This is a genomic window from Acinetobacter sp. WCHAc060006, from assembly GCF_004209135.1.
In the GTDB taxonomy this organism is placed as follows: Bacteria; Pseudomonadota; Gammaproteobacteria; order Pseudomonadales; family Moraxellaceae; genus Acinetobacter; species Acinetobacter cumulans.
Window position 1 is genome coordinate 168381 of record NZ_SGSS01000003.1, and the last position, 22254, is coordinate 190634.

At 41.2% G+C, this 22254-nt stretch carries 18 protein-coding genes; 6 read left to right on the forward strand and 12 right to left on the reverse strand.

The features are described 5' to 3' along the window. Positions 1 to 80: 80 nt before the first annotated feature. Both ppa and EXE29_RS03455 read right to left on the reverse strand, forming a co-directional pair. A complete protein-coding gene (gene ppa / locus EXE29_RS03450) occupies positions 81 to 617 on the reverse strand; it encodes an inorganic diphosphatase (RefSeq protein ID WP_106983845.1) in 537 nt (178 codons plus the stop codon). A gap of 111 nt (positions 618 to 728) precedes the next feature. Beyond that, complete coding sequence (locus tag EXE29_RS03455; protein WP_120363929.1) at positions 729 to 1130, reverse strand: MAPEG family protein; 402 nt, start codon at positions 1128 to 1130, stop codon at positions 729 to 731. Positions 1131 to 1238: 108 nt separating this feature from the next. Here EXE29_RS03455 and EXE29_RS03460 point away from each other — a divergent pair, with 108 nt between their 5' ends. After that, positions 1239 to 1625, forward strand: a complete 387-nt coding sequence (locus EXE29_RS03460; RefSeq protein WP_120363863.1) for a hypothetical protein — start codon at positions 1239 to 1241, stop codon at positions 1623 to 1625. A 51-nt stretch (positions 1626 to 1676) separates the two neighbouring features. Here the strand turns inward: EXE29_RS03460 and EXE29_RS03465 are convergent, their stop codons facing one another. The 6 genes from EXE29_RS03465 to EXE29_RS03490 all read right to left on the reverse strand — a co-directional run bounded on the left by EXE29_RS03465 (position 1677) and on the right by EXE29_RS03490 (position 10327). After that, positions 1677 to 3353 carry an AMP-binding protein gene (locus EXE29_RS03465; protein WP_120363862.1) on the reverse strand — a complete coding sequence of 559 codons (1677 nt, stop codon included), beginning with the start codon at positions 3351 to 3353 and terminating at the stop codon, positions 1677 to 1679. A gap of 148 nt (positions 3354 to 3501) precedes the next feature. After that, positions 3502 to 5721: a DNA topoisomerase IV subunit A gene (parC, locus tag EXE29_RS03470; protein ID WP_120363861.1), complete on the reverse strand. Its 2220-nt coding sequence runs from the start codon at positions 5719 to 5721 to the stop codon at positions 3502 to 3504. Between the two features lie 315 nt (positions 5722 to 6036). Beyond that, positions 6037 to 7356, reverse strand: a complete 1320-nt coding sequence (gene niaP / locus EXE29_RS03475) for a niacin transporter NiaP (RefSeq protein WP_106983841.1) — start codon at positions 7354 to 7356, stop codon at positions 6037 to 6039. A gap of 126 nt (positions 7357 to 7482) precedes the next feature. After that, positions 7483 to 8127: a trimeric intracellular cation channel family protein gene (locus tag EXE29_RS03480; RefSeq protein WP_106983840.1), complete on the reverse strand. Its 645-nt coding sequence runs from the start codon at positions 8125 to 8127 to the stop codon at positions 7483 to 7485. Positions 8128 to 8188: 61 nt separating this feature from the next. Next, complete coding sequence (locus tag EXE29_RS03485; protein WP_120363860.1) at positions 8189 to 8656, reverse strand: YchJ family protein; 468 nt, start codon at positions 8654 to 8656, stop codon at positions 8189 to 8191. Positions 8657 to 8743: 87 nt separating this feature from the next. Next, complete coding sequence (locus EXE29_RS03490; protein WP_106983838.1) at positions 8744 to 10327, reverse strand: TerC family protein; 1584 nt, start codon at positions 10325 to 10327, stop codon at positions 8744 to 8746. 319 nt (positions 10328 to 10646) lie between these two features. On the opposite strand from EXE29_RS03490, the gene EXE29_RS03495 reads away from it, so the two are divergent. Beyond that, positions 10647 to 11267 carry an LOG family protein gene (locus EXE29_RS03495; RefSeq protein WP_106984090.1) on the forward strand — a complete coding sequence of 207 codons (621 nt, stop codon included), beginning with the start codon at positions 10647 to 10649 and terminating at the stop codon, positions 11265 to 11267. 75 nt (positions 11268 to 11342) lie between these two features. On the opposite strand, the gene EXE29_RS03500 is transcribed toward EXE29_RS03495, so the two are convergent. Next, entirely contained in the window at positions 11343 to 12308 is a 966-nt protein-coding gene (locus EXE29_RS03500) for a hypothetical protein (protein WP_106983837.1), read from the reverse strand. A 307-nt stretch (positions 12309 to 12615) separates the two neighbouring features. Here EXE29_RS03500 and mdtD point away from each other — a divergent pair, with 307 nt between their 5' ends. From mdtD to EXE29_RS03520, 4 genes are all read left to right on the forward strand, one after another. Beyond that, positions 12616 to 14007 (forward strand): multidrug transporter subunit MdtD, encoded by a 1392-nt coding sequence (mdtD, locus tag EXE29_RS03505; RefSeq protein ID WP_120363859.1) that lies wholly within the window; start codon positions 12616 to 12618, stop codon positions 14005 to 14007. 161 nt (positions 14008 to 14168) lie between these two features. Then, positions 14169 to 14882, forward strand: coding sequence for a glycoside hydrolase family 25 protein (locus tag EXE29_RS03510; RefSeq protein ID WP_228198700.1), 714 nt, complete (start codon positions 14169 to 14171; stop codon positions 14880 to 14882). A 28-nt stretch (positions 14883 to 14910) separates the two neighbouring features. Then, positions 14911 to 15966, forward strand: coding sequence for a DNA polymerase IV (gene dinB / locus EXE29_RS03515; RefSeq protein ID WP_120363857.1), 1056 nt, complete (start codon positions 14911 to 14913; stop codon positions 15964 to 15966). Between the two features lie 494 nt (positions 15967 to 16460). Then, positions 16461 to 16826, forward strand: coding sequence for a RidA family protein (locus EXE29_RS03520; protein WP_106983832.1), 366 nt, complete (start codon positions 16461 to 16463; stop codon positions 16824 to 16826). Between the two features lie 74 nt (positions 16827 to 16900). On the opposite strand, the gene EXE29_RS03525 is transcribed toward EXE29_RS03520, so the two are convergent. From EXE29_RS03525 to EXE29_RS03535, 3 genes are all read right to left on the reverse strand, one after another. Continuing rightward, on the reverse strand, positions 16901 to 17440 hold the full coding sequence (locus tag EXE29_RS03525; protein ID WP_120363856.1) for a DUF2726 domain-containing protein: 540 nt from the start codon (positions 17438 to 17440) through the stop codon (positions 16901 to 16903). A gap of 449 nt (positions 17441 to 17889) precedes the next feature. Beyond that, positions 17890 to 20301 carry a YgiQ family radical SAM protein gene (locus EXE29_RS03530; protein WP_120363855.1) on the reverse strand — a complete coding sequence of 804 codons (2412 nt, stop codon included), beginning with the start codon at positions 20299 to 20301 and terminating at the stop codon, positions 17890 to 17892. Between the two features lie 197 nt (positions 20302 to 20498). After that, positions 20499 to 21338, reverse strand: a complete 840-nt coding sequence (locus tag EXE29_RS03535; protein ID WP_227865841.1) for a M48 family metallopeptidase — start codon at positions 21336 to 21338, stop codon at positions 20499 to 20501. Between the last annotated feature and the right edge of the window lie 916 nt (positions 21339 to 22254).

Here is a 22254-nt window from a genome sequence, read left to right on the forward strand (position 1 = left end):
ACATAAAAAAACCTGCATCATGATGCAGGTTTTTTTGGCCTAATCAAAATTAAACTGATCCAGCCTCATTCCAAATGGAATTATTTATTTGCTTCTTGGTATGCAGCAATTGAGCTTAACACTTCTTGTTTTGCAACATCAGCGCCTTCCCAACCACTTAACTTAACCCATTTTCCTGGCTCTAAGTCTTTGTAGTGTTGGAAGAAATGTTCAATCTGGCTGATCAATAACGGAGGAAGATCAGTATATTCTTGAATATCTTTATAAATTGGAGTCAATTTGTCGTGTGGAACTGCAACAAGTTTCGCATCTACACCACCGTCATCTTCCATATTCAATTTGCCCACTGGACGGCAACGAATTACAGAACCTGGCTCAACTGGGTGTGGAGTTACAACCAATACATCTAGTGGGTCACCATCAAGTGACAATGTATTTGGTACATAACCGTAGTTTGCTGGGTAGAACATTGCTGTACCCATGAAACGGTCTACAAACAAAGCATCAGAATCTTTGTCAATTTCGTATTTGATTGGTGCTGCATTTGCAGGAATTTCAATAATTACATAGATGTCGTTTGGTGCATCTTTACCCGCAGGGATATTGCTGTAGCTCATAGCATCACTCTTTAAACTAGTTAAATCTTTTTAAACCGACATAATTATAACGGTTTTTGTTTCATTTTTTGTGATTTTGCATCTTCGTCTTAAAATTTCATCTAAAAAAACTTAAGACGTCAATTTGATAATCAATAACAACAAGGTCACAGGACACAGCATCGACAGTAACCACACGATTGTGCGTAAAGCTGCCCAATTTTTTAAATAGCAAATTCCGTAGATTACCCGGCATACCAAGTATGCAATACCAAAGGTCATAATCAAGCGTTGTGGCATGACCATATATTCAGCCATCAGTACGGCTGCAATAAATAAAGGTAAACTTTCAAAGCTATTTTGCTGTACGGCATGGGCACGACTGGCTAAACCTTCTGATTTTGCTAATGCCTCTCGTGGGTTTTGGTTATCTTTGGCTGTAAAACCCGCCGCTTTTTTGGCAATCATCGTAAAAACATAAGGGAGTAGACAAGCCCCCAAAATGAGATAAATGATCCCACTTATGCTTTGCATTTGTTTTTTCTCATAATGAAAAGTATTTAAAAGCATCATAGCATGGCATTTAGTGAATAAATTTTGTTAAATAGAGTGTTTTATTAAATTGTGTATATAGGTTCTGCCATGGTCACTCCAGAACAACAGCAAATTTATGATGCACTAGCGCAACAACGCGGTCATCAGAAGCAAGTTGATCGTGTATTAAAAGTCGTTCTTCCCATTGCGGCCTTCTTATTGTGTGTGATTTGTGCCAATCTCAATGTATGGTCTACCCTACTGACCTTTGTGATGATGTGGATTTCTTTTTATGCCACAGCCATTAAACGCTGGCCTCTTTGGCATTGGGCACTGGCCATTTTAGTATTTTGCCTGATCGATAATATTTTAAGTTATGGCACCTTTAACCGCTCAGGATTCAGTCGCCAATTTGGCACTATGTTTATTTTCTTGGGTGTTTTTGGTGTAGGCCGACGCTACTTCGATCGCTGGCTAATGAAAAAAAGTATTTAACATCATGAACAAAAAAAGCGCCCTTAGGCGCTTTTTTTTAGATCGGAAAGATTAGGCAGTTTTACGCAAATCTTTACGTAGAATTTTACCTACGTTCGATTTTGGTAATTCATCCATAAATTCAACATAACGAGGGCGTTTATAGCCAGTTAAGTTTTCTTTCGCAAATGCAAGAATCTCTTCTGTCGTTAAAGATGGATCTTTTTTCACAACAAAGAGTTTTGGCACTTCACCTGATTTTTCATCAGCCACACCAATTGCCGCCACTTCTAGCACTTTTGGATGTTTGGCAATCACTTCTTCAATTTCGGCTGGATACACGTTAAAACCAGATACCAAAATCATGTCTTTTTTACGGTCAACAATCTTCACATAACCACGTGGATCCATCACACCGATGTCACCCGTACGGAAGTAACCATTAAACATTACTTTGGCAGTTTCGTCTGGGCGGTTCCAATAGCCCTTCATCACTTGTGGGCCACGAATCGAGATTTCGCCTTGCTCGCCCAAAGCAACTTCATTGCCATCATCATCTAAAATTGCAACTTCAGTTAGTGGCAATGGAATACCAATTGTACCGCTAAACTCCATTGATGCAGGCGGATTTGCCGTTGCAACAGGTGAAGTTTCAGAAAGACCATAGCCTTCAATAATGTTCGTACCAGTGACTTTTTTCCACGCTTCAGCTGTAGATGGCAACACAGCCATACCACCGCCCATCGCCATCTTCATTTTGCTGTGATCAAGCTGTTTAAACTCTTCATTGTTAACCAATGCATTAAACAATGTGTTTACAGCTGGGAAGAACGTCGGCTGGTATTTACGTAATTCTTTAATGACTGCTGGAAGATCGCGCGGGTTAGGAATAAGTACGTTGGCTTGACCTTTGTACATACCGTAAAGTGCACACACCATAAATGCAAAGATGTGATACAACGGCAATGCACAGAAGATACGATCATCTGGCTGGCCATCTTGTTGGCCAAATTTGCTTTGGAAAATACCATCACATTGCAACATGTTTGCTACTAGGTTGCGGTGAGTCAGCTCAGCACCTTTAGAAACGCCCGTTGTACCCCCTGTATATTGCAATACAGCTGTATCACTTAAGGTTAAGTTTGGACGTTTATAGTTGCTCGCGCTCACTTTTGCCATTGCCGCATTAAAGCGAATGTGGCCTGGAATATTCCATGCTGGAATTTGCTTACGTACAGAACGTAATACAAAATTCACTAATGTGCCTTTTAATACACCAAGCATGTCACCAACAGAAGCAATAACCACATGCTTCACTGGCGTTTTACCAATAATTGCTTGATATACAGAAGCAAAGTTTTCAACAATCACTAATGCTTCTGCACCAGAGTCATTTAATTGATGCTCTAATTCACGTGCGGTATAAAGTGGGTTTACGTTAACAAGAACGAGGCCCGCGCGGAATACACCTAAAGCCACGACTGGGTATTGCAGTACGTTTGGCATCATAACGGCAACACGTGAGCCTTTTGCCAAACCTAAACTTTGTAAGTATGTCGCGAATTTACGGCTTGCTTCTTCTAACTGGTCGAAAGTGATGGTTTTATCCATGAAGATAAAGGCATCACGTGAACCAAATTTTTGGAAGTTACGTTCAAAAATATCTACCAATGAGCTATTTTCTTGCGGTAACTCTACAGTCTCTGGAATTCCTGTCTTTTGGTATTCTGCGAACCAAATCTTTTCCATAATGCCCAATTCTCCTGTACAAATCCTTAATAATTCAACTGTTTTTCTCAATACTAAGCATTCTTTATTTAACTTGTTACTGCTTAATATCGCATCCATTTCTCGAATATATGCATATATAACGTATTTCGATCAATGGATGCTAGTGTTATCTTTGAATCAACAGTTTATTTGCTTTTTGATATCCCCTAGGCAATAGCACACCTTTAGAGGCACGCTTCCCAATATACTTCTGCAAGTCATCACCTTTTAGCTTTAATTGCTGATTTCCTGCAAGCACTTGAATTATTTCATCTAGGTTAAGTGTTGTCATGGATACAATTTGATCTTTGCCTTCAAGTTGTATCAATTTATTACCCTTACCTTTATTCAGACTTGGCAAATCTTGTAGGTCAATTAACAATAAACGGCCTGCTGAACTGAGCAGTGCAAGATGTGTATATTGCTCAACCGCATGTAAAGGCAATGGATTTGCATCGTCAGATAACGTCAGGAAAGCCTTACCAGCTTTGGCATTGGTGTCTAAGTTTTTGGCTTGGGTTTTAAAGCCATAACCTTTATTGCTCAGTGCTAAAAGCTCAGCATCATCCTCTGCAATAAACACCTGTTTAAAGCCAACGCCACTTGCAGGAGATAATTTTGAACTTAAAGGCTCACCTAAACCACGTGCTGATGGCAAAGTATTAATCGCTAAAGCATAACTACGGCCAGATTCATCCAAGACATATACACGTTGATTTGACTTACCTTGTGCATGACTTAGGTATTGATCACCAGCGCGGAAATTTAGATTTTCGGCATCAACGTCGTGGCCTTTCGCTGAACGAATCCAACCTGCTTCCGATAACACAACCGTTACAGGATCAGCTGGCATCATGTCCTGCTCATTGATCGCATGTGAATCTTCACGTTGCACAATTGGCGAACGTCGATCATCACCAAATTTTTTCGCATCGTCTTTGAGTTCGTTAATAATTAATGATTTGAGTGATTCAGGGTTGGCCAATTGTTCACGAATAATGGCTGCACGAGCTTCCAACTCTTCTTGCTCACGGCGCATTTCCATTTCTTCAAGTTTGGCCAAATGGCGTAACTTAAGTTCTAAAATGGCTTCTGCCTGAATCTCATCAATCCCAAAGCGTTCCATTAATACCGGTTTAGGTTGATCTTCTTCACGAATAATTCGAATCACTTCATCAATATTTAGGTAGGCCACAATCAAGCCACCCAAAATATGCAAACGCTTTTCGATTTTATTTAAATGATATTGCAAACGACGCGTTACCGTTGTCTTACGGATTTCAATCCATTCCAACAAAATACGACGAATCGATTTCACTTGTGGACGGCCATCTGCACCAATCATATTCATGTTGACGCGATAGCTAGACTCAAGGTCAGTTGTTGCGAATAAGTGGCTCATGACCGCTTCAGCATCAATACGATTTGAACGTAAGACAATCACTAAACGCGTAGGATTTGCATGGTCTGATTCATCACGTAAATCACTGACCAACGGCAGTTTTTTCGCCTGCATCTGATCTGCAATTTGCGAAATGACTTTAGAGCCAGAAACTTGGTAAGGTAGCTCAGTAATCACGATTTCATTTTTGTCGATCGTATAAACTGCGCGGGTACGGTAACTACCACGACCCGTCGTTTGAATTTTCAGTAATTCATCCGGCGCCGTGATAATTTCGGCTTTGGTCGGTAAGTCTGGCCCAGGAATATACTCAGCAACCTTCTCATCCGTTAGATTTGGATTACGAATAAGAGCAATCGTGCCTTTGACCACTTCGCGTAAGTTATGTGGCGGGATATCGGTGGCCATCCCGACTGCAATACCCGTTGTCCCGTTTAATAAAATATTAGGTACGCGCGCAGGCAAATTTACAGGTTCTTTCATTGAACCATCAAAGTTATCCTGCCAATCACAAGTGCCTTGACCGAGTTCAGAGAGTAGCAAATCACTGTAGGCCGATAGCTTTGCTTCGGTATAACGCATGGCAGCGAAAGACTTAGGATCATCGGGTGAACCCCAGTTGCCTTGGCCTTCAATAAATGGATAACGATAGCTAAACGGCTGTGCCATAAGCACCATTGCTTCATAACATGCCAAGTCACCATGCGGGTGGTATTTACCCAAGACATCACCCACAGTACGTGCAGATTTTTTGGGCTTACCTGTAGGCTTGAGGCCTAACTCACTCATGGCATAGACAATACGGCGCTGTACTGGCTTTAAGCCATCGCTGATATGTGGCAAAGCGCGGTCCATAATCACGTACATGGCGTAATTAAGATAAGCTTGTTCGGTAAATTCTGCTACGGAACGGTTTTCTGTCGCATGATGCGCAAGGCTTGTCATAACAACCTTTAATCCTAATAAATTCGTTTTTGTATATGGGTTCTTATGCTATGTCTCTGCCGTGCTGGACACAAGTGGCGAAACTTACACACAGCGACAAATCTTGTCTTAAGACAGCTCTATTGCCGTAAAATTATCCACTTTAAGCTAAATGTTCAACTTCTAATTTGAATTTTCAAGCATAAAAAAACAGCAGGTCACAGAATTTAATCTGTACCACCTGCTGCTGTTTGCTTTAGCTTGGGCATTCATGCTTTCACGCCAGCGATCAGCTGAATTTAGATGCACCACCAAAACAAATTGTTTCGTCCAAACTTATAAGCCTAAAGACTCTAAAGTTTTGCCTTTGGTTTCTTCACCCAAGACCAAAATCACAAAGGCAACCGCAAACAGTACGGCAGTAAACATGGTAAAGACCATACTAAAGCCATTGTTCATGACCATCATGTGCGTGACTGCCAAGGGCGCGACAATCCCCCCCATACGGCCAATGGCGGCTGCCCAGCCCGAACCAAAAGCGCGAATATTGGCTGGATATTGTTCTGGTGTATAGGTATACAGTACGCCCCATGCACCAAGGTTGAAGAAAGACATTAAACAGCCCCAAACCACAATCATCGTGACGGTTTCTGCCTGTCCAAAGAAATACGCCGATACTGCGCACATGCCAATAAAGCCTGCCAACGTGGCTTTGCGTCCTAATTTTTCGACCAACCATGCTGCCACGATATAACCTGGCAACTGCGCTAAAATCATGACCAGTACATATTCGAAAGACTGCACAATGGTATAACCTTGTTTGACCAATAAGCTTGGCAACCAGGTAAAAATGCCATAATACGAATAAACAATACCAAACCAAATGAGCCACAGCATCAGGGTACGGCGTGCAAATACACCCGACCAGAGCTGTTTAAATGACACATTTTGCTGCTGCGCAACAGGCTTCACTTCAAATATTTCAATCACCTCTACACCGCACTTGGCTTCAATTTTTTTAACCAAGGCATGTGCTTCAGCATGACGGCCACGGTTAATTAAATACGGAATAGACTCAGGCACAAACTTCCAAATAACGATGGCATATAGTGCAGGCAAACCCCCAATTAAAAAGGCTGCATGCCAATTAAAATTTGGAATCACAAAATAAGAAACCAAGGCAGCCACCAACCAGCCCAAGCCCCAAAAACTTTCTAGTAATACAATAAAGCGCCCACGCACATGAGCAGGTATATATTCACTCACCAAAGTTACAGCAACCGGAAGCTGACCACCCAAACCTAGACCGACCACAAAACGAAATAGCAAAAGCCAAGTTAAGTTGGGAGCAAAAGCACAGGCTGCTGTCGCAAGACTGTAAATCACCAAAGTGACAGCAAAAACAGTTTTACGCCCAATACGATCAGCTAAAGCGCCTGAGCACACTGCACCAATTGCCATACCCACAAAGCCAATAGATACCACCCAACCCTTTTCAGCAGGTGTCATGGCCCAGTCTTCAGCCATTTTGGCCAAGATAAAGGAAATTAAACCCGTATCCATGGCATCAAACATCCAGCCTAGCCCGATGACCAACAATAAAGTGTAGTGAAAGCGTCCAATTGGCAGACGCTGTATGCGTGAGACTAAATCCATAACAAGATCTCTGATAGGGTGAAAGAATGCATGCTGCCTTCACAACAGGAATTATGATTTTGCTATTTTAAGTATTGTGTGAGATGCAGAATGACCATGATCACTCACGGTCATTCTACTATGAAACTAAGAGAGGTCTTTAGAAGATGCTGACTGTTCGTCATCGTCTTTATAAATAAATTTCGGCATTTCTAAGCCAAAATAGATCGCAATCACACGTAAGCTAAAACCAAAGACTAAGGTAGCAATCACGGTTAGCTCTAGTGATAAACCGAGTTCTAGACAGATCCAATAACAAATGACTGCCACAAAGGAAATAGACGCATACAGCTCACGACGGAATACCAGTGGCACATCGTTACATAAAATGTCACGTAAAATACCGCCAGATACACCCGTCAAAACACCCGCAACTGCGCACACCACAAAACCATGTCCCATTTCTAATGCAATTTGGCAACCAATAATGGTAAAGCCAATCAGACCGAGGGCATCCAGCAACAAGAAGATATTGCGTAAGTGACGCATCCACTTGGCAATTAAAATAGTCACAAAAGCGGCACAGCAGGTCAGAATCAGGTATTCAGGATGTTTAACCCATGTCAGCGGATAATGTCCCAGCAATACGTCACGCACTGAACCACCACCTAAGGCAGTCACACAGGCAATCAGCACCACCCCAAACCAGTCCATACTACGTCGTCCCGCAGACAACGCTCCTGTCATGGCCTCTGCCGTAATTGCAATGATATAAATAATGGTGAGTAACATTGCCCTTCATCCGCTGATGGGTAAAAGATGCGCGCTATTCTAAGTCAAATTTTAGAAAAAGTTACAGAAATTGCGCACAGCATTGCTTAAATTTTTTCGTTGAACCACAAATACACGGCTGTTTCATGGTGATTTGCATCTCTACAGTCGGATCGAGAAAATACCAAGCCGTATCGTGCTTCACAAAATGTGAAATTTCATGGTGTACATGTGCTTGCTGACCATCATGATAATGCGCTTTAAATTCGACTTGCGCATGCGTTTTATCTAGCTTTTCTTGGGCTTGTACCACCTCTAACTTCAACCATTGATTGTCCTTACTCCAAGCTGTAATCGCAGGGACATCTAAGAAGGCTTGCTGACCTTGTGCCGTCGTCGCAACGATATAGTCAATTTGCTGTAAGGCAAAAGCACTGTAACGAGATCGCATTAACTGGGCAGCGGTTTGGGCTTGTTCACGACCTGTATGTAAAAGCTGGCAACACTCGGCATACACGCCTAAACCACATGGACACTGTATTTCTGACATGTTTGTTACTCTGCAAATATTGAATTAAAAATAGCCCAACTGAGTGGGCTATTTGGGCAAAAGCATAGATCCATTTAACTTTGAAGTTTAGTGCTCTTCACTCGGGTTATGCACATTAATCACATGAACCTTGTCAATTTTATGACCGTCCATCGTCACCACTTCAAAAATATGATCATCCGCTGTTAATTTTTCACCATTTTCAGGCAAACGCCCTAAGTGAAATAAAATATAACCAGAAAGTGTCGAATATTGCTCTGACTCATCCACCAAATCACAGCCCAATAATAAGGACACATGGCGAATATCAGTTGAACCGTCCAGCATCAACGTACCATCTTCTAAACTTTCTGCAACGGTATCGAGTTCATCTTCATCTGGGAACTCACCTGCAATGGCTTCGAGCACATCAATTGGTGTTGCAATCCCCTCGATTGAACCATATTCATTTAACACAATCGCCATTTGTAGCGGTGCTTGACGCATTTGTTCCATCACCATCAACACTTGTGCATTTTCATGCACAATCACAGGTTCACGCAGGTGCTTTTCAAAGTTCACCTCACCTGTTTCAATATATTCGTTCATGATTTTGTGCGTTAACACCACACCTGCGATATTGTCTAATTCGCCATGTGCCACAATCAAACGTGAATGTGTTGTACTTAATAACTGCTCACGAATAAATTCAGCATCTTCGTCTAAATCAATCCATTCCAGCTCTGGACGAGGTGTCATCACTGATTTCACAGGACGCTCGGACAGACCCAATACCCCCTGCACCATCACGCTGTGGTACACGCCATTGTCTTCATCAAAGACTTCATCGGCAAATGCACGAGTCGCCAAAACGTCTTCATGATTATCGTTCTGAGTTTCTGAGGCACTTTTCCCGCCCAACATACGCATGACAGCTGAAGCAGTCCGGTAACGTAAATCAGTCGTAGTCACCATTTTTTCCTGATTATGACGCATAGTCTGATTCAGGAATTCAATCAGTACAGAGAAACCAATTGCAGCATATAAGTAGCCTTTTGGAATATGGAAACCGAAGCCTTCAACCAATAACGAAAAACCAATCATCATTAAGAAACATAGGCACAAAATGACCACAGTCGGATGACGATTGACGAAATTCATCAGCGGTTTAGAAACTAAGAGCATGATGCCAACGGCAATGACCACCGCAATCATCATCACGGGGAGTTGCTTCACCATACCCACTGCCGTGATCACGCTATCTAACGAGAACACTGCATCAAGAACCACAATCTGAATAATCACCATCCAGAAAGTCGCATGCACAGGATTTTCTTCTTTGAGCATTGGCTTGTTTTCAAGGCGCTCACGGAGTTCCATCGTGCCTTTAAACAGTAAAAATACCCCACCAAATAACAGAATCAGATCACGTCCCGAGAAAGGATGCTCAAAGACATGGAACAGTGGTGTGATCAGCGTCATGACCCAAGCAATCGATGCCAGCAACACTAAGCGAATACATAGCGCGAGCAACAAACCGACTTTACGTGCTTTATCTCGTTGTTCTGGTGGTAATTTTTCCGCCAAAATAGCAATAAAGACGAGGTTATCAATACCCAGTACAATCTCTAAAACCACTAAGGTGAGTAAGCCTACCCATGCAGAAGGGTCTGACATCCATTCAAAGATCATGAGTGATGCTCCTGAATTTCAGCCTGAATGGCGCAACGAGAAATCTGTTGTGTGAGGAATAAAAGACGCGCGGAGGCGATTGAAGTATTTATTTCTAAAAATTTTATACGTGCCGAGTGACAACTATCACTGCCCATGTTCGTTCATATCTGGTGAAACAAGTTTTTAGTATATCAAGATGAGACAAAATTTCATCTTTTTTATGCAACGACTATTTGCGTTTTTTTGTGCAAAACAGCCCGCTTCGACATAAATACGTCATCCTTAAAAGTTAGGCTAGAGCCGTTAAAAATAACGTGCTAAGGTAATAAAAACAATGATGAACAGCGTATTCAATATGTCGAATCAATTACAAGAAGTCTCTCCTAAAACAACCACTCCCCTTGTTGCACTGTATTGTGGCTCACGCTCGGGCAACAACCCTATTTATTTAGAAAAAGCCGTGGCTTTGGCCCAAAATATTGCAGAGCATGGCTTTGGTTTGGTCTATGGTGGTGCAAGTATCGGACTGATGGGCCAAGTAGCCGATGCGGTCATTCAACATGGCGGTGAAGCGGTCGGCGTAATCCCTGAATTTATGCTGGATTATGAAATTGCACACCACAACCTTACCGAATTACATGTGGTGCGTACCATGCATGAACGTAAAGCCATGATGGCTGAACGTGCCAGTGCCTTTATTGCTTTGCCTGGTGGTTTAGGTACTTTTGAAGAAATTTTGGAAATTGCCACTTGGGGGCAGCTGAATCAGCACCAAAAACCCATGATGCTCTACAATGTGAATGGCTTTTATGATGCACTGATTGCTCAATTAGACCATGCCGTACAAGAAGGATTTTTGCCACCGCAACATCGTGCCAAACTGATTGTGTGCAATTCCTCTAAACAAATTTTAAATGCTTTAAAAAATCTAAATTGTCCAAAACAATTTGTGGTGTAGCATCACCTCTCAGATGAAACATCAAAAAAGCGGACCTCATGTCCGCTTTTTTTCATTCAACTTAATCTATTCGACTCAACCTGAAATAAGCTGATAGAACCAAGGCAAAGTGGTGGCCAATACAATACTCATAATCAGACCAATCATGAGTTTCATCGCATCCTTACTCACATTACGTGAAGTGCGGTACTTGTTGACCTCATGTAAATGCATCGACATCGCAAACTCACGACCAGCCAGTAAACCTAAGAATACCCATGTGGTACTCATTGGAATATTGCTCCACTCTTTAAATATCAACAAAATTGAGGCGTAAATAAAGTCGATAATCGTAGCAGAACGTATATCTGCAACCCCAGTTTTGGTATCAATAATTTTTTGAATTGCCCCGCCCCGCTGGTACAAAATCACACCGAGAAGCACCACAAATAAGCTCACGGCAAAAATCATAAAACTTAAGGGCACTTGTCGTGGCAGATAAACAAAGATATTGGCTAAATCTTGAATTAACCATTGGCTCCATAAAAAAGCTGTAGAAATCCACTGTAAGCCAATCCAAATATGTGAGGGCTCCTGATCACGCGTCTTACTGAAATATACCGAAATCTGTTTAATCACAAAGCGGTAAACAATAATGCCCACCACAAAAGCAACCGCATAACCCATCATCGATTTGGTCAGCATCGAGCCCAAACTACTTGGCGAAAATATTGTAAGCACCAAGAAAGTTGTACTCACAGGAATCCCATATTTGGTTAATAATATGAGTAAAATCGGCGGCACGATATATAACCACGTAATGCCTTCTTTCGGGAATGGAATCGTTTCCAAGCGTCCGTATGATGCATCGCCTGTACCTGATGCATACCAGCCATACATCAATACCACCACTAAAATCGTACTGATATATAGCCATAACACCCACCATGGGCGGTGTGCATTGGAAGAAATAAACGTGCCTAAAGTTTGCGGAACGTCATTTCCAACAATGGAATAGGCTGCTAAGCAAAAGCCAATCACCATTAAGATTTCAATTGTCATGAAAACAGAATACCTTTGCCGTACAGAAAAAGCCCCTCATACACTGAAGGACTCGAAGCTATTATGACAGCTAAATAGCAAGACAAACAATTTCAGCCTCGTATTTTATGTATTTACAACCGAAACGTAGCCCAAATCGCGTATTTAAGAGCTCATCTACTGCATGCCCTGCTGTTCAAGCAACTTGAGGAATTGATCTAAAAAGCCTAAAACCAAGATACGGTTTTAGCACATGATTTTCTGTCTATTCCCCTGTACATTGCGTACACTGCTTATACATCATTCTCCGTTATTTTTTGCCCTGCTTATGAATGCCACGCCCACACATCAAGCCTTACAGCCCGAATTTAGACTTTTGGTTTTGCTGGTGTCTATTGGCTTTTTTATGCAAGGGCTCGACACCACAATTGTGAATACAGCCATTCCAGCCATGGCTACCAGCCTGCAAGAAGACCCGCTCCAATTACACAGCGTGGTGGTGGCTTATGTGCTTGCTGTGGCAGCCTGTATTCCACTCAGTGGTTGGCTAGCCGATCGCTTCGGGGTTCGAAATACTTATTTTAGCGCGATTATCATTTTTACCTTGGCCTCATTGGGCTGCGGAATGTCTAATTCTTTAAATGAACTATTGTTTTTTCGCGTACTTCAAGGCATTGGTGGTGCATTACTGTTACCCGTAGGCCGTCTGGCCATGCTGAAGGTCATTCCGCGTACGCAGTTTTTATCAGCCATGAGTTTAATGAGTCTGGCTGGTCTCATTGGTCCCCTTTTAGGTCCAACACTTGGTGGTTGGTTGGTGGAAAATACCAGTTGGCATTGGATTTTTCTGATTAATCTTCCCATGGGTATTTTAGGATGTTGTATTGCATTCAAGGCCATGCCTAATGTGACTGAACCCACGGTACAGCGTTTTGATTTTGCAGGCTTCATCCTTCTCGTGATTGCCATGGCTGGCCTGACCCTAGGTATTGAACAATTTGCCAGCGTGGAAAATTCACTGCAGTGGAGCCTCGGCCTGATGTTTGCAGGTCTCATCGCTGCACTGCTTTATGCGGTCCATGCCCACACCCACCAAAATGCCTTATTCCGCAGTAAAATGTTTAAAAACCGCATTTATGCAATCGGAATTGTGGGGAATTTTTTTGCGCGCTTGGGCGGTAATGCCATGCCCTTCTTGTTGCCTCTGATGCTCCAAGTTGCCTTTGGCTTAGAACCCTTAATGACGGGTTTACTCATGATTCCGACTGTTTTAGGTTCTTTGGCCTCTAAGCCCCTTATTCGTCCAATCATCCAACGCTTTGGCTATCGTCATGTCTTATTGGTCAATACTTTACTGGTCGGAGTTTGTATTGCCAGTTTTGCCTTAAGCACCCCTTCGACCCCAACGTGGATATTGGTCAGTCATTTCTTTATTTTTGGTCTACTCAATTCATTGCAATTTGTGTCTATGAACACACTTACTTTAAAAGATTTGCCACAACAAGATGCCAGTAGTGGCAACAGCTTCCTTTCTATGATCATGATGGTATCTATGAGTATTGGCGTGGCATTGGCAGGCACATTGGTGAATATGTTTATGGCCTATTATGGCAGCTCGCATGTGCTCAATGCATTCCATATCACGCTAATGTGTTTAGGAGCCATCAACCTCATTACTGCGCTTATTTTTTGGCAAATCCCCAAACATACGGCGGTTTAAGGCGACAAATCATCTGTCGGCTCACCCGATGCAGAAAGTACATAGTGTGCTCAGAAACTTCGCGCTATCATAGAGATCTCTTTAAAAGACTTTGATCTCTTATGAAAAAATCATCTGCACTCAGATCATACACACCCTATATCGGTGTCACAGGTCTAGCGATGATCGCGCTACTGATTTATATGCTGTTGGTGCCTCATCGACCTGCCAGTGCAGAAGAGTATCCAGTCAAAGGCTTCGACGTTTCACATCATCAAAAGGATATTCAGTGGAATAAAATCTCCCCTGAAAAATTTCAATTTGTGTACTTGAAAGCCACCGAAGGTGGCGACTTCAAAGACACCAAGTTCCAAGACAACTGGTTGCAAGCCCGTGAACGTGGTTTTTTAGTTGGTGCCTACCACTTTTACCGGTTATGTCGTGATGGCAAAATTCAGGCTGAAAACTTTATTGCGACCGTACCCAATAAAGACGATGCCTTGCCCCCTGTCATAGACCTCGAATATGACAGTCAATGTATAAATACGTATAGCAAACAACAAATGTTGCAAGAAATTCAATACATGCATGATCGTTTGGCACAGCACTATGGTAAGCAGCCCATCTTTTATGTGTCGAAGTCTTTTTATAATATTGTGTTGGCAGGTGAGTTTCGCAATACCCCACTTTGGGTACGCGAATACAAAGGCAAGCCTGATTTAAAAGATCAACCTGAATGGATATTTTGGCAACATACCAATCAAGGTCAAATACGCGGGATTGCCACCACAGTTGACCTCAATGTGTTTCAGGGAAGCCAAAAACAATGGCAGGCTTTTTTACTCAAAAATGGCCTCTATCCACCTCAATTTAAACAAAAGACAGCTCCAAAATAAGTTCGACCAAAGCACTTAATATCCGCCTATGCGCAAAATTATCCATATTGATATGGACGCTTTTTATGCCTCTGTCGAGTTAAGAGAGCGTCCCGAGCTGAGCCATTTACCTGTGGTGGTATCTTCACACCATCCACGGGCTGTGATTTGTGCGGCCTCCTATCCTGCGCGTGAATTTGGCCTGCGCTCAGCCATGTCGATGAGCCAAGCGCTTAAGCTCTGCCCACAAGTGACCGTTATTGAACCAAATTTTGATAAATACCGAGCAGTATCAGCACAAATCCACCAAATTTTTCAGCGTTATACCACGCAAATTGAACCACTCTCGCTAGATGAAGCCTATTTAGATGTGACTGAAAATTTGCAAAACCTGCCCAGTGCAACTGCGGTTGCTGAACAGATCCGTGCCGATATTTTTAATACCACAGGACTCACCGCCTCTGCTGGCGTTGCGCCCAATAAATTTTTGGCCAAAATTGCCTCAGATTGGAATAAGCCCAATGGCATTTGTGTAATTAAACCCAATCAAGTACAGCAATTTATCCAGCACTTGGCACTCAAGAAAATTCCAGGTGTGGGCAAAGTCACGCAAGAAAAACTCAAAAGTCTAAATTTAGAAACACTTGGCGATTTACAACAAGTGGATGAAAATCTGCTGATCCAACACTTTGGCAAATATGGCAAACAATTATTTTTATATGCACAAGGCATTGATGAGCGAGCTGTTCAAAGTGAACGTCAACGGCAGCAAATCTCCAAAGAAACCACATTTGATGCAAATTATAATCTACAACAATGCCTGCCTTATTGGCCCAAATTGATTGATCAAGTCTGGAACGCCCTCGAAAAAAAACAACTGCACGCCCGTGGTGTATCAGCCAAACTTAAGCTGAAAAATTTCCAAGTCATCCAACACAGTAAAAGCTTTAAACACGTCTTACACAGTAAACAAGAACTGCATCAAGCCCTTACGCAACTATTAGAAGAAATGCATATCGCTCCAAATTTACAATTTCGTTTAATTGGTATTGGCGTGTATCAATTGAGTGAAGTACAAGCCGATGCCCAACTTTCACTGCTTTAGTTCCTTCTTAACGCTCAACTTTTACACAAAAGAATAAAATTAAAGCAATTTATACTTCACATTATTGCAATATAGAGTAATCTATCAGCGCGATGCATTTATCCATGTATACGCTGAGATGCTGAAAATCACCTTTACTTTCAGCATAATGTCCTGTGGTTGGCGTGACGATCAATCCGAATATTGCAGGACATCTCTGCTGTCATTCATGGAACACTTCTCTTGCATGTCTCCTGCCTCCCCCCTTCAGCTAAACCAGCTTTAAAAAAAATATGCGCATAAAGACGCTTTAAATTGTTTAGCACTACTATCGTCAATTGCTACAGCTTTATCCCTCATGATGGGTGCAATACACTGTATAAACATTCTGTTTTTTGCTTGGGTTGCCAACCGTTTGGATCAGCATGAAATGTGCTATTTGCTAGTTTAATTGGTGATTTGGCTACGTTAAGATTGTTTAAGGCCTTAAATGCACAAAACACAGGACTAAATTCATGACCATACAAAGACTTCATGTCTCTTCGCGCTTTTCTGAAATTGCTATCGCTGGAAATTTAGTCCATTTGGCAGGTCAACTTGCCACAGATACCAGCTTAGATATTCGAGGCCAAACCCAACAAACCCTCGACATTATTGACCAGTTTTTGGCAGATGCTGGCACAGATAAAAGTCAGATCATGTCTGTGACCATATATTTAAAGGATATTGAGCAAGACTACGCCGCTTTTAATGAAGTTTGGGATGCATGGGTAGCAGACATCGAGGCCTTACCCCGCACCTGTGTAGAAGCAAAAATGTATTTACCTGAAGTATTGGTTGAAATGACCGTTGTGGCTATTAAGCCAGTCGCAACAGCTTAAATCGTTAATTTAAAAATAAAAAAGCATGCTTCTGCATGCTTTTAAAAAAATGATTGATATACCGACTTGAACAGCTAACTCAATAACTTCACTTTCTTGCGCTCTAAATCAGAATAAAGGTGATATTTCTTTAAACCATTGACAGTCGGCGTATTTAAAATTGGAGCATTCGGATTTAAGAAATCTTCCCGAAGTTGAAAATACTCTGGTACATCGTCATATCGCACTACACGGTATCCCGCCATTTCCAATAGCGCATCTTGATATTGTGCAAGCTGTGGACGTTTGAGAACCATAGGATCATCCACTGCTACAATTGCAGTTACTTGTTGATTTTGATCTAAAATAACAAAATCAGCGACCATATTACGGTATTTATTACGTGTCCGATAATATTTGGTTGTTAATAAGGCATCAAAAGAAACATGTGCCAATACAATATGGCTCGGTAAAATTTCCTTAAGCCGTGTATAGGTCAATTGCTCATTGATATTAAAGATCGCACGTTGTTTAAGCGCGCTATCCTGTTGCTTGTCTCCAGTTTCTAAACTTTTCCAAGCAATCATTAGCATACAGAGGAGTAAAATACTCCCTATTACAATATAAATTGCCATGTTACATAATCCTTTACATTTCTTATAATCATTCGGACTGCACCACTAGCTTTACCCACCATCAAAACGCTGGGATATTCTATCGAGTGTACAGTCTGTTTTATTTTAAATTGTCCAAATCATCAATTTGCTTCCAATCCTCACGAAAAACATATCTAAATTTACAAAATAGTGTAACTTTCAAATATTCAATCCATTGGACTAGAACAGCAAAGGCAAATCATTTGCCCTATTTCACACTGTAGATCATTCGCAGAAAAGCTGGCAAGCACAGATTTAAAACCCAACCACAATTCCGACAAACTGCATATCAAATGCAAGTCTCACGGCATTTTCAGCGCTAAAACACATGTGAACCAAGCCCAATATAGCGTTCATGCAGAGCATCCCCATGTTGCACATAAAAAAAGGATGCCGAAGCATCCTTTTTCTAAATTTTAATATGAACTTTAAGCACGTGATTTAGGCTTAGACTTTCCTTTCGTTTGACTACCCGAAAAAGGTTTTTTGTCACCTGTTTCACGTGGTGGTAAACCTGTATGCTGCGTCAAAATCTGACCTTGTTCTGGGCGTTTTTTGGTATTTGAAGGACGTTGACCTTGTGCAGCCTTCGTGCGATTACCTTGCTCACCAGTACGTTTTTGTGAATCGCCCGCCACGCTTGAATTTTTCTTACGTGCTGACTTGTATTCACCTTCTACACTTGCAGGCTGATAGGTTGGAATCAAATGTTGCTTAGAATTACCAATCAAATCTTGGCGACCCATTTCTTTCAAAGCTTCACGTAATAATGGCCAGTTATTTGGATCATGATAACGTAAGAATGCTTTATGCAAACGACGACGCTTCTCACCTTTCACAATATCTACATCTTCAGTATAACGCGCGACTTTCGCCAGCGGGTTTTTACCCGTGTAGTACATGGTCGTTGCTGTTGCCATTGGTGATGGATAAAAGGTTTGTACCTGATCGGCACGGAAACCGTTCTTTTTCAACCAAACCGCAAGGTTCATCATATCGTAATCGGTTGTACCCGGATGCGCCGCAATGAAGTAAGGAATCAGATACTGCTCTTTACCTGCTTCTTTACTAAAGCGATCAAACATTTGCTTAAAGCGGTCATAAGTACCAATACCAGGTTTCATCATCTTCGATAATGGGCCTTTTTCGGTATGTTCAGGTGCAATTTTTAAATAACCACCGACATGATGCGTCACCAACTCTTTGACATATTCAGGGTTAAGCACCGCAAGGTCATAACGCAAACCAGAGCCGATCAAAATCTTTTTAATACCCTTTAATGCACGTGCCTTACGGTAGAGCTGAGTTAAAGGTGCGTGATCAGTATGTAAGTTTTGGCAAACCCCTGGGAATACACATGATGGCTTACGACAGTTCTTTTCAATTTCAGGATCTTTACATGCCAAACGGTACATATTTGCCGTTGGACCACCTAAGTCGGAAATAATCCCTGTGAAGCCTGGCGCAGTGTCGCGAATCTTTTCAACTTCACGCAAAATCGATTCTTCAGAACGGTTTTGAATGATACGACCTTCATGTTCGGTAATCGAGCAGAAGGTACAACCACCAAAACAGCCACGCATAATGTTCACAGAGAACTTAATCATGTCAAATGCGGGGAAACGTGCTTGACCATAAGATGGATGTGGTAAACGCGCGTATGGAAAATCAAAGACATAATCCATTTCTTCCGTAGTTAACGGAATTGGCGGTGGGTTTAACCAAACATCACGTTCGCCATGCTTTTGTACCAAAGCACGTGCATTACCTGGATTGGTTTCCAAATGTAAAATACGGTTAGCATGTGCATAAAGCACTGGGTCATTCACCACCTCTTCAAAAGCAGGCAAACGAATTACAGCTAACTCACGCGGTGGTAATTTGTGTTTAATTGCTTTCGATGAGGGCTGTAGCTGTACAATTTGCGTGTCGCTATCAAGTTGATCACCTTCACGCACAATTGGATTAGCAACCAATTCTTTTTGGAAGTTTTGATAATTGGCTAAGCTGTTGCCTTTATCTTGTTCAATCTCACAACCATCTAAATCTTCGGTCATGACATAAGGGTTGATGATGGGATCAACGCGACCAATAGTATCCACATCATTGGATGCGATTTCTACAAACTTCGCTTTTGACGCGCGATTATGCTTATTAATAATAAATGCAGTACCACGAACATCGGTAATATCTGTAATTTTTTCGCCTTTGGCTAAACGATGCATCACCTCAATGATTGAACGCTCACCATTACCATACATGAGTAAATCGGCTTTTGAATCCATCAAAATTGAGCGACGAACTTTATCTGACCAATAGTCATAATGTGCAATACGACGTAATGAACCTTCAATACCACCTAAAAGCACAGGAACATCAGGATAAGCTTCACGTACGCGTTGGCAATATACTGTTGCAGCACGGTCAGGACGTTTATTTGGCAGATTATCTGGCGAATAAGCATCATCTGAACGGATTTTACGGTCAGCCGTATAACGGTTGATCATAGAGTCCATGTTCCCTGCCGATACACCCCATGCAATATTCGGTTTACCCAGCACTTTAAATGCTTCAGCAGAAGTCCAATCAGGTTGCGAAATAATACCTACGCGAAAACCTTGAGCTTCCAAAGTACGACCAATAATACCTGTCACAAATGATGGATGATCGATATAAGCATCACCACAAACAAAGATGAAGTCACAACTATCCCAACCGAGTTGGTCCATTTCCTCACGTGACATCGGCAAAAAAGGCGCTGGTTCAAAGCATGACGCCCAATATTTGTCGTAATCAAACAACGCTTTAGGCGCTGTCTGCATGGTATAAGCAGTAGACATGGCTAGCAATTCTCGGCTGGCAGATGGAAGATCAAAAGTAGATCAAAGATGAAAGCCGATCATTTTACCATGAATTCCATTCAGCTTGCTTGATTATAATTTATACAAAACCTGTTAACTAATAATTATAATTTCATACAGACAACACATAAAAAAAAGAGCGCCTGGAGGCGCCCTAAACTTGGAACATGTACATATTAGTTTTTTACAATTGTTTGTGTCGTATAACGATCTGCCTGCCCTTTCACTGCTAAAGCTTGTTCATATTTTACTTGCATAGCAGGTAGGTTTTTTTCAATATTGGCCATACGTTTTGCAAATAAATCATCATTCATTAATGGTTTAACATTATATGCTTTGCGACGAATACTTTCGGCTTGGAACTTATTCCAGAATTTCACGGCTGCATCAGGGTTATATCCTGCACGTGACATAATATCTAAACCAATAAGATCTGCTTCAACCTCAATGTTCCAACCTTGTGGAATCATCGCTGTTTGACTCGCAGCACTTGCCGCTGCTGAAGCAATACCGCCAACGCCAGCTGTAGCCGTTAATAGCGCAACATTACTTGCCAACATAATTGATGCTTTTTCACGGTTATGGTCGCGGAGTGAATGTGCCATTTCATGCGCAATTACAAATGCAAGCTCATCTTCATTCAACTTTAATCCCCAATACAAACCCGTATTCACAATAATTTTGCCACCTGGTAATGAGTGTGCATTTAACTCACCATTTAAATTCCCTTTGATATCCCAATTCCAAGCTTTCGCCCCAGTACGAAAAACATCAGCTTCAGATTTAAGATTTTCTAATACATGATCCAATTTACGGTCAATCACTAAAACTTGCTTATCTTTTGCTTGATTCACAAACCGTTTATAAGATTTATCCGATTGTGCATTCCATACTTTTTCAGGAATCACCATAAATTGTTTACGCTCAGCACCAGCCGTACCCATTTTTGTAGTACTCATGCAACCAGTAAACAACAAACAGCCTAGTGTCATCGCTAAAAAATTAAGATTTCTCATAAATCACCTTTGGCTATTAAATACTGTGGGAATAAGCATATTAAAGTTAATTAGAACTAAAAAATCAAAGCCATTCATCGGAAGACCAATGAATGCTTAAAAATATTTTTATTTATTGTTTTTCAAAAACTTATATTAATATAAAAAACATTAACACCCTCATAAATATCTATAAATTTGAATCATTATTCAAATTTAATATGAATAATATGATGTAGTTCATACTATTTCAAATAATAGTCATTTTGTATTAATAAAGTCTATTTATTGGTTATATTTCACATTTTCTTATTAAATTGATAGTTTTTCACATTACAAATGAGATACGATTCGCACTTTATAAAATTACAATTTTTGCTGTTTTTTTCGCCAAACATAACTTTGGTCGTATTGAAATCTATCCTCGATAGCAACAAAAATGAAATTACTTTCAAAAAATTGCTCTTTTTGATGTAAAAAACGAGCTTAAAATCGTCAAATTTGGCGAAAAAATCTAGATTTCGCCTAAAAAAATAAATACCATTACCATGTGAAAGCCTAAAAAATGCCAAATAGCATAAATATAAATGAGCAATATTACTTATAAATTTAACCTTATAGCTCTCATAAGATTATTATGAGCACACAGATATATTGATATTAGCCATCATTTTAACTGCTTTATAATAAGCTGAATGATCAATGGATTTGCAGATGCTAAGCTCACTCGATCATACTATTGAGCCTCTTAGCGTTAAAAACACTGCAATGGACATATCCTCAACACTGATAGCTCGCCCTGCCCTACACGCTTTCTGAGCCAGCCTTCTAGTAGCCTCCAAGCCCTCTTTCTGTATATTCTTTATTTATAACATTCCAATTTTTCTAATTTCTAAAATATTTCATGCATAAAAAAACACCCCCTGCACTAGTCAGG

What these genes read in the sequence shown, in the direction of transcription:
- ppa (WP_106983845.1), bottom strand. Translation starts at nt 617, where the DNA reads ATGAGCTACAGCAATATCCCTGCGGGTAAAGATGCACCAAACGACATC.
- EXE29_RS03455 (WP_120363929.1), bottom strand. Translation starts at nt 1,130, where the DNA reads ATGCAAAGCATAAGTGGGATCATTTATCTCATTTTGGGGGCTTGTCTA.
- EXE29_RS03460 (WP_120363863.1), top strand. Translation starts at nt 1,239, where the DNA reads ATGGTCACTCCAGAACAACAGCAAATTTATGATGCACTAGCGCAACAA.
- EXE29_RS03465 (WP_120363862.1), bottom strand. Translation starts at nt 3,353, where the DNA reads ATGGAAAAGATTTGGTTCGCAGAATACCAAAAGACAGGAATTCCAGAG.
- parC (WP_120363861.1), bottom strand. Translation starts at nt 5,721, where the DNA reads ATGACAAGCCTTGCGCATCATGCGACAGAAAACCGTTCCGTAGCAGAA.
- niaP (WP_106983841.1), bottom strand. Translation starts at nt 7,356, where the DNA reads ATGGATTTAGTCTCACGCATACAGCGTCTGCCAATTGGACGCTTTCAC.
- EXE29_RS03480 (WP_106983840.1), bottom strand. Translation starts at nt 8,127, where the DNA reads ATGTTACTCACCATTATTTATATCATTGCAATTACGGCAGAGGCCATG.
- EXE29_RS03485 (WP_120363860.1), bottom strand. Translation starts at nt 8,656, where the DNA reads ATGTCAGAAATACAGTGTCCATGTGGTTTAGGCGTGTATGCCGAGTGT.
- EXE29_RS03490 (WP_106983838.1), bottom strand. Translation starts at nt 10,327, where the DNA reads ATGATCTTTGAATGGATGTCAGACCCTTCTGCATGGGTAGGCTTACTC.
- EXE29_RS03495 (WP_106984090.1), top strand. Translation starts at nt 10,647, where the DNA reads ATGAACAGCGTATTCAATATGTCGAATCAATTACAAGAAGTCTCTCCT.
- EXE29_RS03500 (WP_106983837.1), bottom strand. Translation starts at nt 12,308, where the DNA reads ATGACAATTGAAATCTTAATGGTGATTGGCTTTTGCTTAGCAGCCTAT.
- mdtD (WP_120363859.1), top strand. Translation starts at nt 12,616, where the DNA reads ATGAATGCCACGCCCACACATCAAGCCTTACAGCCCGAATTTAGACTT.
- EXE29_RS03510 (WP_228198700.1), top strand. Translation starts at nt 14,169, where the DNA reads ATGATCGCGCTACTGATTTATATGCTGTTGGTGCCTCATCGACCTGCC.
- dinB (WP_120363857.1), top strand. Translation starts at nt 14,911, where the DNA reads ATGCGCAAAATTATCCATATTGATATGGACGCTTTTTATGCCTCTGTC.
- EXE29_RS03520 (WP_106983832.1), top strand. Translation starts at nt 16,461, where the DNA reads ATGACCATACAAAGACTTCATGTCTCTTCGCGCTTTTCTGAAATTGCT.
- EXE29_RS03525 (WP_120363856.1), bottom strand. Translation starts at nt 17,440, where the DNA reads ATGGCAATTTATATTGTAATAGGGAGTATTTTACTCCTCTGTATGCTA.
- EXE29_RS03530 (WP_120363855.1), bottom strand. Translation starts at nt 20,301, where the DNA reads ATGTCTACTGCTTATACCATGCAGACAGCGCCTAAAGCGTTGTTTGAT.
- EXE29_RS03535 (WP_227865841.1), bottom strand. Translation starts at nt 21,338, where the DNA reads ATGAGAAATCTTAATTTTTTAGCGATGACACTAGGCTGTTTGTTGTTT.